Raw genomic sequence first — 12,471 nt, 5'->3', positions numbered from 1 at the left:
GTTCGCCGTTACTTCCGCCAGATCGCCATGTAATTAATTTGCGATGCCGCATTGTTTTCGCTGTTTTGAGCAATCACGCGAATATTGTTATTTTGAATTCGCCATCGGCACCACAGCCGGTCAATGCCATCGACCTCGCCACCAAAATGAATAAATCCAATACTCGCAAGAAATCCCATAAGATGACTCGTGGTATATCCCACAGGCGGCCCAATATCGGCGTAGTTATAACTGAAGTTATTTGAACCATCCCAATTCACTCTTGAGCGTCGGTTACGCGTGGAGGTTCGCCCCCAACTGACTAAAAAATTATTCGTCGGTGTGTAGCGATCATCATGATAGTGGGGCGTTGGCGGCATACTCGTTGGCCTGCCACTAATCTGAGTCCATGTGTGCGTGTGGGCTGCTGGTGTAAACGTGGTCGGCTTACCCGTCACCTGCCCCCAATTGTGCGTATGCTGTTTCCCTGCATACCGAGCATCACCATGTTGTCGCGTACCCCACGGTGTCATGGCCACGGCAGTATTTATCACACCCGCTCTCGCTTCGGCTTCCGTGGCAAGTCGCACTAACCCAATCTCATCCTCAGTCGCAGGCGATAAATTAAAACCACCTGTTCCCTCAACAACGACACTGTCATCCGGTAATGCACTCAGTACCATATCGAAGGCTAATAACAAATCCACATCTGCCGATTTCCAAGCAAGCGGCTGTTGTGCATCACTCCATACCGCGAACAGCGTACCATCGGATAATAAAAAACCGATTTCGCGTACCCAATACTCCTGGTTTCCATTTTCGATGGCGGTAATATGAATTTGAGTCTGATTCACTCTCGAACCACCTTCAATATCCACGCGATTTTTTTCCGCACGAAGGTGTGTTGCATTCTGATCTGGCGTCCAGCCTTGCTCACCAAATACCACCTGGGTCAGGCGCGCCTGCAGACCGTCATTGGTAGCATTAAACACAGCGGCCAGTCCCGCCGAGGTGATGGTCGGAACCAGCGCGATGGCCATAGCACGTTCTCTCTTAAAAGATTTTAATCAGAAAAAGAATTTAAAAAAAAATTTGAATGACGATCTATCTGTTAAATCGGCGTTGTGTGTATTCGCACAACATTCATTGCTCGGAGTGTTGATACCGGGTGAACAGGAAGTTGACTACTGAACGTCGGGGCAAGGACTTCCAGATTCACATTGGCTCGATTCGCCACGCGACTGGCTAACGCAAATTGCAGTGTCTGCTGTAATTGCACACCAATACGAAAGGTATAATGACTTCGTACTGGCTTGGTTACATCCACGGCGGATTTTAATGCCGCATATAACTGGGTATTGAGTATAGGCGTGTCATCACCACCAAAATTGTCGTTCACCCATGCGGTCAACTCAAAGGTGTGAGGTGGGCCATTAAATTCAAACCATTCTCGGATATTTGCCGTCACACCTAAGTTGGCTAATACCCGCTCAATGGAAGCTAATGTGCCCTTTTGCTGATGCACAAATAAGGAATCCGCAATCGCCTGTCGTTTTTGTTCAACAGACCAACCACTTTCCCAATAATCCACTGACACAGCCCATGCCAACCAGGGCAAAAGCACATCTGGGCACGCCCAAGGATTCCACAGCGTATCAAGTGGAATCGGAATATCCGTGGTGCGCTGCAGTGTTTTTTCCAAAGCGCGTTCTAACTCAGAACGATTGGGTGGCAACAATGACCTATTCACCCCGTCCTCCCAAGGTAATCTTTTTCTCAGTATTCCATGCCACCTGTGACCGCTGTACCAGAATATTCTGTGCCGGTGATAACAAATTTACCTGCTGCACACCGGGTTGATGAAGTGCGGCATACATTCCCGATAATGTAATGTCGTGCCCGAGCCTGTGACGAGCATTAAGATAATCATCCAATGCGATGAGAGCTGCTTGTTCAACCACAGACTCATCCGGCCCGGAAAACAAAATGAGTTCGGCCTCAACCGTAAACGGGATAACCTCTGCCGACTGCACCAATACCTGATCGGTCAGCGGTCGAATGGTTTTATCATTTAAATGCGCGTTAACGGTTTGCAATAATGCGTCACTGGCGATTCCCGCACCATCGTTTGATAGCACAGTGACCACCACCACACCGGGTGTTGGGCTCTGGACACTGGCATCTTTGACCAAAGGACTGGCGGCAAGTGCATGAAAAATGTAACTGCCTTCAGGGCCTGCGGTGCTGTATCCTTCGTAGCTTAATTGGGATCGATAACGAAGCCGGTCATCATCTTCGTATTTTGGTGCAACAGGCGGTATTGCCGACTCATCTCCCGGAGACACAATTTCTCGTTGCAATCGGTAATAGCTCGCAACAATGTGATCCAAGTTTGCCCCACGCGCATACGCCAAGAGCAATGCTTTAATACGATCATTGATTTCTGCGCGAAGCATTAATTCTCGATACGCCGACACTTGTAAGATTTTATAGGCCGGATCACTTTCCACATCGGCAGAAAATTCCGGGTAGGCTTCGGTTAACTCTGCAAGTAATGCCGAAAAAATGGTTTCAAAATCGAGCGTCTCAATCACATCCGGCGCAGGCAGCTTCTCAAGATCAATGGCAGAAAACTGGCTCATAGAAGTCTCGAGAAGGTGAATAGCAATTTAGCAAGAATGAAGATGAATTCGAGTAAACTCGAAATTAAAAATTCAGTTTCAGGTCAGATAAAATGAGTGGTTCACGCCGTGGTATATAGTCGCCTTCGAGCAACAGGACAATTTGCCCCAGGCTCACCGACTCCACCTGCACACGCTTTACTACAAATCGCGGCTCCCACCTCATCAAGGCTTCTGCCGTTGCGGAATAAATCTCAATCATTGTCACCGAATTAATTGGATGATCAATCAAATCAAATAATCGGGAACCGTAGGTTTCCCGCATCACACGGGAACCCAGTGGCGTAGTTAAGATATCGCGAATGGACTGGCGCAGATGGTCAATACCGGAAATTGCTTTTCCCGTATTGCTATCTATGCCCTGCATTGGCTTGCTACTCTGTGATTTTTATTAAAATATACAGTCCCAACATGATAATAAAAACCACCAAAGAGGCGGTCAGTATCGAGCCTTCATTTTCCAACCAAAACGTCATCATATCTATACTGACTCGTTGTGATTCTTTATAAAGGATAGTATCGAAACTATGAACGAGAAAAAGTCTGTCCCTTCACACCCCCATAAGACGGGAATATTTTGTCGTTAAAATACTGATTTGAGCGCAGATAAGATTATTGTTTGAACTAACCCTACTATCCACCACGCCGGTTTTTAAAATGAAGATACAGGGCATAGCCCATTAGACATAAACAAAAGACAGTAAAACCAATACCAATTTGATCAACCAACTGCATAAGAACATCCAAACTATTACTACATCCAACAATGGGCGCGTAGAGTGCCTGAATATGAGTCGATTGGGTATTAGAGAGAATAACGAATTCTACTTTATTATTCGCCATACCTTCCTACGAGGTAGCGCATACATTAATCAGCGCTAGGTATGATACGTTTCTAAATGCGCCGTATAGATATCCCGATCCGCTTGCATACTTCGCGTGTGATCCGTGATATCACCCGACGCATCAATATCTCCGGCAATGGTTACATCGCCCTCAATGTCTATTTTTCCCTTTATTTTAATCCCTCCATCGGACACCAATTCCGTCGTACCGCCACTGGGCAAAAGGATGGAGAGTTTGTGCGCTTTTTTATCGTATTGTGTTTCCGCACCATCTGAATACCGGGTGAAATGTAAATCCTTATCCTTCGTGGGAGAAGGAAAGCGCTTTTGATTGATCGAGCCTAGAATAATGCCCATTGATAGGGTACCACTGGGCGAAAACACGATCACTTGCTCATTAAGATCAATCGGCCACCAAGTCAGGTCTTCCCCTGCGCGTTCAGTAATAAATGGCAGTAAAGGCGAAACCAGTTCGCCAAATCGAACTTTGGCTTTCGGGATATCCCCCGATAAATCCAGTGTATCGATTCGGCCAAGTTGGATCATATTGGCCAAACGACGATCCAGCTCGCTAATACGAAATTCCATGTCCATATTAATTCTCCTCAGAAATCAATTCGCCTGTTTCGTCACCCAGTGGGTAAACAAAAATGGACTGCGGCACAATGCCTTCTGTATCCCATTTATTCTCACCCAACCGAAGCGGCTGTACCCACTCGATGAGCCAGATTCGATGCCCCTGAAATTCCGGGGAAAAATAATCTCGAGCCACACTTTTTATTTGCACCAAGCCGACATTTTCCAACATCCAGGGCGCTTGAAATAATTCAAATAAAACCGCCGACACCAGTTCCCAGGACTGAGGTTCGGGTTGTGACTCCAAGGTAACCACGCGTGCTTCCCAATGCGCACGCAAAGCCAATTCGCCTGTGCCCGGATCGGCATCCGGTTCCAACTCCACCAGCTCCACCACCAACGCGGGCAGATTGAGGCTGGTTTTCTTTTTAGGGGCAAGGCCGACATAGCCCACCCCCACAATACTTGACAGCAATTCAACCAACGCATTTAAAATTGAGGTCAACATAGTTGTCTTTTTAATACATTATTTATGAAAGGTTGAACGTAAGATGTAACGCATCTCACGTTCAAAAAGTTGTTCAAAGTAGCGATAAGCAATCCCGTCGGAGAAATAATCCATTGCATCACGTAAATCCTGGGAAAAGAAAAAGTACAACTCTTTGATTGGTAACCGTGAGCCGGACTTCCGGCGATAGATACCTTCGTGACCTGATCGCATGCGCGCCACGAATGCGTGTTTATGCAGTTTCTTTTTAACCACCACACCTTGATCGTTTTGTACGGCATTGCCCACTTTGGAAAGTGGTACTTGACCACTACGTTTAGATAACCCCACCGTGGCTTGCAAATGACTGCGTGATGCCTTAATTGTTAACAAGCCGGATTTTATTAACCCGACACGCAGTTTGGTTTTTGCCGCGACCTCTCTGGCCATCTGCGCACGCACCCAGCGAATGGTCACATTCAGCGATTTAATGGCCGCACGACGAATTTGATTTTCCGTTGCCCCAACCGTCGCCGCCCATTGCGTTAATTCCGGTGTGGATTCAATCGTGACATTGATCATAAGGTTGCCAACGGTAATGTTTGTGCCACCCACACGAGCTGCATTTTTTCTAACGTGGGTTCCGCTTCAATACGATACGGGACATTGTCCACCGTTAGCACATCTCCAAGTTGCAAATCGGGTACTTGCCAGCGGCGTACATCAAACACCGGTTCTTCACCGTGTATTTCCGCTTCACCGAGTGCAAACAATTTCTCCGGGCGTTTAGGAATTATCAAAATGGCAACGGGTTCTTCGTCTCCCCGCTGCCACAATGCTTCCACACCCAGACGCACAAATAACGCATCAATCATGCGAGAAAACTGTTCAGGCACCGGCATCAGCTTTTTTCTGTATTCGCAGCAAACAGATCCGCATCATCTTTTTCTGATCCATCACTTTCCAACCCCTCTTCTATAAGCTGTTGGTAGATTGCCCAAGCGTGGTCACGATCTGCTGCCGTAATGTTCTGCTCCAGAATTTTTTCCAGCGCTTTCACATTTGGCTTTTTATCTTTTCCAAACTCAGCAGGATCAAGATCGGTAATGGCATCGACAATTGCATCAATCAATCCAGCGGCTGGGTCGATCTTTTCGCCTTTGACAATACCTAACGACGAATAGGAACTGGTTGAATTGGCCAGGGTCAACGCGGCATCGGTTTCGGTTACCCATCTCGCTAATTTCAGTTTCACTAATTGCTCGGCCTCGCGATCATCTTCGATGGGTAAGACACACAACGGCGGAATAGTTTTAGGGGTTGGTTTACGTGCCCTAAAACTCTGTTTATTGCCGTTGTTATTTATGTTTTTATTTGCCTCATCCGCATCGATGACGAAGGTCACCAAGGTCACAATACGTTTCATACACTACCCTCTTTGTCGCACAGTAATGCACATGGAGGCGTTTGGACGATACGGCACAATTAATGGAGCCGATTGCATCAATAACCAACGCACTGCGGGATCTTCTTCTAACCAGGATTTGGAAAAATAGCGATTAGCTTGGTAATTGGCTTTTTCATCTTGGATGACACCATAGCAACGGGTGCCTTCCAACTCGCCTGCACTGCCCATGAGCACGGTGTAACTGGGCAGTACTGATTGATCCACACCATCGTCATCAACATACACATCGTTGTAGACAAAGAATTCAAAATCGCCAATCGAGCCGACATAACGAACTTTTTTATTTCCCTCACCAAAGGCAATGGGATCAATGCTTAACGTCGTATCTGTACCACGACGTTTATCCAACAATTTATCCACTTTGTCGTTGTCTTTAAACAGTCGCCATGCCAAAGGGTCAAAGACTACCGTGCGCGCCGCCGCCCCCGAAACTAACTGAATAATACTTGCCCAATCTTCCAAATCATTGAGTGGGTTTACACCGGGTTCGCCCCACTGCAAATTCCCCAGCAAGACGCGAGTAAGGTCGGCGTGCCGCTTAAAATCGACTACCGTGGTTGGATAGTTTTCACCGGATACCGTCACACGACCAAACCGCATGGCTTCTGAGGCCATAACTTCTTCTCGTCGTGTGAGATTTTCCAGTTGGTTGGTCATCGATTTATTCAGTGCGGCCTCCCGGCGGTTCATCGGCGTTAATGAACCACCAATGGTTTCACCGATGGCACGCTTAAGCGGCGCATTGGGATTAAACCGTCGCTTATCTTTCACATAAGCCGGTTTAAAGGAATAGGTTTGATACCCTTCTTCCGCCACCACCTTGCCTTCCACCAGCGGTGAAACGAAGGGTGCAAGGCGCGGCTTGGACTGATCAATATCGAAGTGAATTTCTTCACTGTCTTCAGTTTGCACCGAAGGAAAAAAGGCATCGAGTAAAAACGACGCGGGACGATGTAGCGATTCCACCACCCGATTTAACACAAATGTGGAAAAAATATCCATGAACTTACCTATAACGCGGACACGCAAAACCCCACAGCCTTCCCAATTGGGAGCCGTGTATTGCGAATACAAAAATGAGAAGAAACGAATTAAAAAATGAAAAAAAATAATTAAAAAAACGAAAAGGAGAATGTGCGAAACGATGGATGCCGAGTGACCGACATCGGGTTATTAAAAAATGGAGATTCTTTACAACTCAGATCAAGCTTGATTGGCACTAAGAAAAATTGACCGAATACGAAAAGCACGACGCACGGTTTCCAGTGTATGACCGTCTCCCAGAGTCAACGCCTGTGAATTAAAGTGACCGGAGAAATACGCCATCGCTTGCACAGGGCTTTGGGTCGCATCCACGGGTTCGGCCAACACCGCCTCGGGAATTTCCGAACCGTCTTCGGCACCGGCGGCGCTGAAGACAAAGAGTTGTTCATCATCAATTTCACCAATAACAGCGCCAGCGGGATAGTCCACACCACCCCCAACCGTAATCTGCATCACCACTCTTGGAAATTCACCGGCAATTAAATTGTCAACAACCGAGCTGCCCTGATCGATAAACCCTTCTGCTATGCCTGGATAACTCATGCCTCACCTCCTAATGGTTTTTGTGTATTTTGTGTATTTTGTGTGTTCTGTGTGTTTTGACTATTCTGTGAATGCTTGACGGAATAGCTGGCAATACGTTGCGCCGCCGCTTCCATTTTCTTCTGTTCATCATCCTCACCTTCCTGATCCTCGGCAGCAGGAGCAATCTCCGGGTTTTGAATCCCGGCCATCACCTGCTCAAAACTCGATGTCGGTTTTGTCGTTGTATTCTGTTGAACCGGCGCGGCGTTTAAGGTGCTCACCGCCATATCAACTGAAATGTCAGAGGAAAATGCCAAGTGCTGTGCAAGCTGTTCTCGACCTTTCGCGGCGTCATCACTCAAAATCGCCGCAATGCGTTGTCGTTCTTCGTCTTTGCCAACTTGTTTACCGGCTTGCTCACCTTCTTCTTTTCCCTTGGTCATTCCCTCCGCCTTGCCCTTATCGAAGGAGGCCGTCGTAGCAGAGGACTGAATTTCTGCGACAAGATTTGGATAGGCGGTAGTCAGTGATGCCACATCGGTCGGCGTGTTAACCGCTGATGTTGTAGCAGAAGGTGGCGAAGGTGTTTCCGGTTCTGTGGTCTGTTGCGTCATGGTGTTATTCTCATGCTGTAAAAATGAAACACCCCGCGAAGGTGCGGGGTGTAATGGAAGATTATGTGTAGTATTAAGTCGCCTTTTTTTATCTTTATTATTTTTTTTATTCAGTTCCTCAATCACCGAATCCAAGCTGCCCAGCTTATCGGCGAGTCCGGCAGTGACCGCATGTTTCCCAATAAACACATCTCCACCGCCGAACTCGTTTTCAACAATCGCCGAATCAACGCCTCGATGTTTTGCCACCGAGTCAATAAAGACCTGAGCAAGTTCATCAATACGATTTTGAATCCGTTGTTTTCCGGCATCCGTCGAGACATCGGGTCGTTTGTGCGGGCTTTGGGAAGACACAATTTCGATCACATTGTCATCGTTATAGTGACGTACCGTCGCCACCACCCCAATCGATCCGAGTACTGCGGTATCGGATACGATAATTTTGTCTGCTGCTGACGCGATCCAATACGCACCGGATGCGGCATCGCCAGAGACATAGGCATAAATCGGTTTAATGCCCCGCGCTCTATAAATTATTTTTGCCAGCTCAGAAACACCATTGACTTCACCACCAGGCGAATCCACATTTAAAATAATCGAATGAATATCCGGGTTGGCTAAAAGCGCTTGCAGATCTTTACCAATAAGTTCGTAACTGGTCGCGCCGCTAATGCGCGTAAAAATATTCGCATAGCGAAACAAGGGGCCAACCACCGACACAATGGCCACACTCTCACGCACTTCGCTGAGTTGCGTTTCCAGCATTTGGTCATTGAAGTTTTCCGCGACCCACTGCTGCGCATCATTCTTTCGCTGTGCAATGCTAAGGATCGTTTCCAAAACACGTTCGGAAATCGCCCAAGATGTTTGCTGGGCATAGTGGTAAAACGTCATGGAGTCACCGAAAAACAAAGTAGAAAGAAAAAAATAACCAATAAAAAGCTAATCGAGGCATTTAAGAGAATAAAAAAAGGCCCAGGGGGAACTGGGCCATGCCCCAGATAACAGACAATACGGAAAGCAAAAAAGTCTGTCGAGGGTAAAACAGAGAATGCACGTTAGACAATCTGCATAAGTAAATGCGCTTCCTGATTACGTCGTGTTGTGTATCGATCTTCAAAATCGAGCAGGATAGTCAGCGTTCGTTTCCAATCTTGTTCCGTAATCGCTTGCCAAAATTTAGGCGTGCGTTTTTTAAGACCAATGCCATATTGGAACGAGACTGACGCAATCACGGTTTGAATCTGAGATGGCAACGCTGAAAAGGGCATTTTGTCTTTCTCAATCGACGCGTTGTACACCACTTCCAGCTTCAACGTATGTTGTGTTTTGACCGCAAAATCAATCAATTCGGCTTGAGCGTCAGAGACCGTAAGCGGATGATTCTTTAAATACGCCTCAGCTTCTTCACCTTGATAGCCACAATAGGGAGAAAGCAAGTCCACTAAAAACGTATTTAATCCCAGATCGATGAGGTCTTGCTTGGTACGTTGCCCAAGGTCAAACCCGGTGGCAATGGTCACACCACTGCGACTGCTTTCAGGGTCGGGGACATATCCCTGTGTTTGACAACCGCCTTCAAGTTTTTGGATAAAGTCATAATCAATTTTTGTGGGCATACTCACGCTCAGTTTTTAAGATATTCAAAGAAAGGGGTTGGGTTTACAACACATTTCACACATAAAAAAACCTCGTTAACGGCAAACACTAACGAGGCTTATAAAACAACAATTTAAAAAGGGTAAATTCAGTCAATCCAATTCTTGGGAAAATTCATATCGTTGTATCGTCGGATCAGCGAATTTTCGGATAAGGGTAAGGTTCTCATCGTATCCCGCATAACATGTCCATCCACGACACGGCGGCAGCACTTAAAAACTTGCTTCACCGTTGCGTTTTCTACGGTGATTTCAATCTCACAACCGTCATGTATTTTTTCAACAGAAAATCGAATTTCTGACGAATTCAATTCGCTTTGAAATCGTTCCCAATCAATCGGACATTCCGCTCGAAAGGATAGGATCAGAGGTTTTGTACGTGTGTCTAAACGTTTATTTTGCTTGTTCATGGCATTTCCTTTTTGTTTGTTGATAACGCCATGAACGCTTCAATTTTGGCAGGAAGCAAGTTGATTCTTACTTAATTCGGCCCGTTGATTGTGATGCATCATCGTCGATATCCAGCTCCCGCATTTTGGATTTTTCACGCGCACGCTGCTCTAATACATCCTCCCAATCCAGCCCCTGAGTGGCACATTCTTCTTCCAATGTGGATAAGCCAATGTCCATCCGAATTTGTGATGCTTTGGCTTCTTTCACCGGATCAATCCATCCACGCCCAGGACCAATCCAGCGACACCGTGTCCAGGCCGTTTTGGCTTGATAAAAATTAGGCGCGTCAATGAGTTGTTTATTGATGGCTTCTTCTAACCACAAACAATAGATTCTGCTCGCCCAGTTTTGCCCCAACCAAGTTCTACGCCCCATAAAAAATCGCCAGGCTTCCATGAGTGCGGCTCGAGCACTGGCGTAATTGGTTTTGGAGAAATCCTTCATCAATAATTCATAAGGAAGGTTTAAACCTGTGCCGATATGACGAAGAACGTTCTCTACAAATTGGGCATAACCGGAGTTAGGACGTCCCGGCGTGAATGATGAAAGTTTGTCCCCAGGAAAGATCGGAATGACCGCTCCACCCTGCAGCTTCACCGACCACTCTTTTCGGGCTTTTAAGTAGTCTTCCTGATTACCACCGAATAATTCATTGATACCCTCTAGATCAAGAGGTGTTTCAATAAACGCGGCCACCATTGCATTAACCACGGCCGCTTGTAATTCAGAGCGTTCATAGTGGTCCAACATCTTAAACATCGGCATGATGGCAGTAAGCAATGGCTTACTTCGATGCTGACCAATGCGTTGTTTTTCCAACACATGGATGACTCGCTCTCGACCAAATTTTGTTCGAGCAGGAATACGTTGCCAGGAATGTTCTGTCACCCCCTGGAAATAATCGCCAGGGTGATGCTTTCGAAACCAATAGGCACTCGCACCACCATACGCATCTAACTCTATACCGCCGCGCAACGTTTCCTGATCTTGTTTGCCATACGGGTTTTCAAGCCGGTCGGATTCGACGAGTTGTATTTTGGTGGCATAAGGGCCACTTTGGTTGGGTAACCATAAAGGCAAGGCCAAAGCTTCGCCGTTTTCTAACACCGAACGAAACACCAATGTGGTCATGCCAGCAAAAGTTAAGCTCCGTGTTGCATCGCAATCGGTGCTTTCTGCCCAACCTCGCCATAGCGCTTCAACCTGCTTTGACCATGCATCCGCCCACTCTTTCGTTTTACCGAGGGCCACATAATCGGGCTTTGCAGAAAGACGTAAACCAATCCCCACCACATTATCGGTGAGTGTTTGAATGCCACCCGAGGCGACTCCGTGGTTACGAATTAAATCGCGAGAGCGTGAAACTAAAGAAGGTAGTTCCGAATTAAGATCACTATCCGCTGATCCCACCCCCGGCGTCCAAGAAGTAAGCTCTTTCGCAGTCCGTGACGCAGCGCGATGAGACGTATCCCAAGCCAGGGGCTTTCCATCCACACCAATAATTGTTGACAGTGCAGACATTCAAACCTTCTAAATGAATAAAATTGAATTAGCTGAAGAATTAAAAGCGAACAAATTTTTTGAGGTAGTCAAGTGACCGAACATATTTCCTACCTTGCACCCACAGCGAATTATTGCTAGTAATAGGGAATTGGAGAGTAAAAAATTATGCGGTTTTTAATTATACTATTTAAGTAAAAATTAATATGAGTGCCAACTTGAATTATATCATTGATTATAAACTCGTTATTGGCGTCGTTAAACAAAAGTCCAGGGAGACGTATGACCGAATCCTCAACAATGCAAACGATATTGGAATAAGTACAGTATCCGTCGGAGAGATTCTTTATGCCACACACCCCATTTTTCACAGGCCGATTTCCTCAGAACACGTTAACAGATTATTAGATGAAATTACGCCTCTCACTTTTTCATATTCTGCGGCACGCTACTACGCTGACATACGAACGCTTTTATTAACGAGAGGTACGCCACTTAAGGAAATAGACATACAGATCGCTGCACACGCTATGGCATCGAAACTTACGCTGATTACACACAGGATTTCTGAATTTAACCTCATCCCCTCACTTTCAATAGAACCTTGGGAAATATAAAATACACATCATAAAAACCACTCT

Annotated in this window: 17 protein-coding genes; 1 reads left to right on the top strand and 16 read right to left on the bottom strand. The window is 46.4% G+C overall.

Annotation, left to right across the window (positions count from 1 at the left end):
* Nucleotides 1–8: 8 nt before the first annotated feature.
* From P5V12_RS04575 to P5V12_RS04500, 16 genes are all read right to left on the bottom strand, one after another.
* Nucleotides 9–1,019 carry a phage tail protein gene (locus tag P5V12_RS04575; protein WP_316956059.1) on the bottom strand — a complete coding sequence of 337 codons (1,011 nt, stop codon included), beginning with the start codon at nt 1,017–1,019 and terminating at the stop codon, nt 9–11.
* A gap of 71 nt (nt 1,020–1,090) precedes the next feature.
* Nucleotides 1,091–1,729, bottom strand: coding sequence for a phage tail protein I (locus tag P5V12_RS04570; RefSeq protein WP_316956058.1), 639 nt, complete (start codon nt 1,727–1,729; stop codon nt 1,091–1,093).
* Nucleotides 1,722–2,621: a baseplate J/gp47 family protein gene (locus P5V12_RS04565; protein WP_316956057.1), complete on the bottom strand. Its 900-nt coding sequence runs from the start codon at nt 2,619–2,621 to the stop codon at nt 1,722–1,724. Before P5V12_RS04565 ends, P5V12_RS04570 begins: the two co-directional genes overlap by 8 nt.
* A 64-nt stretch (nt 2,622–2,685) precedes the next feature.
* Complete coding sequence (locus P5V12_RS04560) at nt 2,686–3,027, bottom strand: GPW/gp25 family protein (protein WP_316956056.1); 342 nt, start codon at nt 3,025–3,027, stop codon at nt 2,686–2,688.
* Between the two features lie 266 nt (nt 3,028–3,293).
* Nucleotides 3,294–3,503: a hypothetical protein gene (locus P5V12_RS04555; RefSeq protein WP_316956055.1), complete on the bottom strand. Its 210-nt coding sequence runs from the start codon at nt 3,501–3,503 to the stop codon at nt 3,294–3,296.
* Between the two features lie 35 nt (nt 3,504–3,538).
* Nucleotides 3,539–4,099, bottom strand: coding sequence for a phage baseplate assembly protein V (locus tag P5V12_RS04550; protein ID WP_316956054.1), 561 nt, complete (start codon nt 4,097–4,099; stop codon nt 3,539–3,541).
* A gap of 1 nt (nt 4,100) precedes the next feature.
* A complete protein-coding gene (locus P5V12_RS04545) occupies nt 4,101–4,589 on the bottom strand; it encodes a hypothetical protein (protein WP_316956053.1) in 489 nt (162 codons plus the stop codon).
* A gap of 18 nt (nt 4,590–4,607) precedes the next feature.
* Nucleotides 4,608–5,150 (bottom strand): phage tail protein, encoded by a 543-nt coding sequence (locus P5V12_RS04540; protein WP_316956052.1) that lies wholly within the window; start codon nt 5,148–5,150, stop codon nt 4,608–4,610.
* Nucleotides 5,147–5,470: a hypothetical protein gene (locus P5V12_RS04535; RefSeq protein ID WP_316956051.1), complete on the bottom strand. Its 324-nt coding sequence runs from the start codon at nt 5,468–5,470 to the stop codon at nt 5,147–5,149. Before P5V12_RS04535 ends, P5V12_RS04540 begins: the two co-directional genes overlap by 4 nt.
* Nucleotides 5,470–5,994, bottom strand: coding sequence for a hypothetical protein (locus tag P5V12_RS04530; protein WP_316956050.1), 525 nt, complete (start codon nt 5,992–5,994; stop codon nt 5,470–5,472). Before P5V12_RS04530 ends, P5V12_RS04535 begins: the two co-directional genes overlap by 1 nt.
* A gap of 3 nt (nt 5,995–5,997) precedes the next feature.
* Entirely contained in the window at nt 5,998–7,038 is a 1,041-nt protein-coding gene (locus P5V12_RS04525) for a major capsid protein (RefSeq protein WP_316956049.1), read from the bottom strand.
* A gap of 201 nt (nt 7,039–7,239) precedes the next feature.
* Entirely contained in the window at nt 7,240–7,623 is a 384-nt protein-coding gene (locus P5V12_RS04520) for a head decoration protein (protein WP_316956048.1), read from the bottom strand.
* Nucleotides 7,620–9,113, bottom strand: coding sequence for a S49 family peptidase (locus P5V12_RS04515; protein WP_316956047.1), 1,494 nt, complete (start codon nt 9,111–9,113; stop codon nt 7,620–7,622). The genes P5V12_RS04520 and P5V12_RS04515 overlap by 4 nt, the downstream gene beginning before the upstream one ends.
* Nucleotides 9,114–9,277: 164 nt before the next feature.
* Nucleotides 9,278–9,838, bottom strand: coding sequence for a pesticin C-terminus-like muramidase (locus tag P5V12_RS04510; protein ID WP_316956046.1), 561 nt, complete (start codon nt 9,836–9,838; stop codon nt 9,278–9,280).
* A gap of 128 nt (nt 9,839–9,966) precedes the next feature.
* Nucleotides 9,967–10,287 carry a hypothetical protein gene (locus tag P5V12_RS04505; RefSeq protein ID WP_316956045.1) on the bottom strand — a complete coding sequence of 107 codons (321 nt, stop codon included), beginning with the start codon at nt 10,285–10,287 and terminating at the stop codon, nt 9,967–9,969.
* 67 nt (nt 10,288–10,354) lie between these two features.
* A complete protein-coding gene (locus tag P5V12_RS04500; protein ID WP_316956044.1) occupies nt 10,355–11,851 on the bottom strand; it encodes a phage portal protein in 1,497 nt (498 codons plus the stop codon).
* Nucleotides 11,852–12,036: 185 nt separating this feature from the next.
* On the opposite strand from P5V12_RS04500, the gene P5V12_RS21765 reads away from it, so the two are divergent.
* Entirely contained in the window at nt 12,037–12,447 is a 411-nt protein-coding gene (locus tag P5V12_RS21765) for a type II toxin-antitoxin system VapC family toxin (protein WP_410483321.1), read from the top strand.
* Nucleotides 12,448–12,471 lie beyond the last annotated feature (24 nt).

This window comes from Teredinibacter sp. KSP-S5-2 (assembly GCF_032773895.1).
GTDB lineage: Bacteria > Pseudomonadota > Gammaproteobacteria > Pseudomonadales > Cellvibrionaceae.
Note: the sequence above shows the minus strand (reverse complement) of the source record. Positions and strands in the feature narration are given on the sequence as shown.

Coding starts and splice junctions, on each gene's coding strand:
- P5V12_RS04530 (WP_316956050.1), bottom strand. CDS start 5,994: ATGAAACGTATTGTGACCTTGGTGACCTTCGTCATCGATGCGGATGAG.
- P5V12_RS04525 (WP_316956049.1), bottom strand. CDS start 7,038: ATGGATATTTTTTCCACATTTGTGTTAAATCGGGTGGTGGAATCGCTA.
- P5V12_RS04505 (WP_316956045.1), bottom strand. CDS start 10,287: ATGAACAAGCAAAATAAACGTTTAGACACACGTACAAAACCTCTGATC.
- P5V12_RS04520 (WP_316956048.1), bottom strand. CDS start 7,623: ATGAGTTATCCAGGCATAGCAGAAGGGTTTATCGATCAGGGCAGCTCG.
- P5V12_RS04555 (WP_316956055.1), bottom strand. CDS start 3,503: ATGGCGAATAATAAAGTAGAATTCGTTATTCTCTCTAATACCCAATCG.
- P5V12_RS21765 (WP_410483321.1), top strand. CDS start 12,037: ATGAGTGCCAACTTGAATTATATCATTGATTATAAACTCGTTATTGGC.
- P5V12_RS04540 (WP_316956052.1), bottom strand. CDS start 5,150: ATGATCAATGTCACGATTGAATCCACACCGGAATTAACGCAATGGGCG.
- P5V12_RS04575 (WP_316956059.1), bottom strand. CDS start 1,019: ATGGCCATCGCGCTGGTTCCGACCATCACCTCGGCGGGACTGGCCGCT.
- P5V12_RS04535 (WP_316956051.1), bottom strand. CDS start 5,470: ATGCCGGTGCCTGAACAGTTTTCTCGCATGATTGATGCGTTATTTGTG.
- P5V12_RS04545 (WP_316956053.1), bottom strand. CDS start 4,589: ATGTTGACCTCAATTTTAAATGCGTTGGTTGAATTGCTGTCAAGTATT.
- P5V12_RS04565 (WP_316956057.1), bottom strand. CDS start 2,621: ATGAGCCAGTTTTCTGCCATTGATCTTGAGAAGCTGCCTGCGCCGGAT.
- P5V12_RS04510 (WP_316956046.1), bottom strand. CDS start 9,838: ATGCCCACAAAAATTGATTATGACTTTATCCAAAAACTTGAAGGCGGT.
- P5V12_RS04500 (WP_316956044.1), bottom strand. CDS start 11,851: ATGTCTGCACTGTCAACAATTATTGGTGTGGATGGAAAGCCCCTGGCT.
- P5V12_RS04560 (WP_316956056.1), bottom strand. CDS start 3,027: ATGCAGGGCATAGATAGCAATACGGGAAAAGCAATTTCCGGTATTGAC.
- P5V12_RS04515 (WP_316956047.1), bottom strand. CDS start 9,113: ATGACGTTTTACCACTATGCCCAGCAAACATCTTGGGCGATTTCCGAA.
- P5V12_RS04550 (WP_316956054.1), bottom strand. CDS start 4,099: ATGGACATGGAATTTCGTATTAGCGAGCTGGATCGTCGTTTGGCCAAT.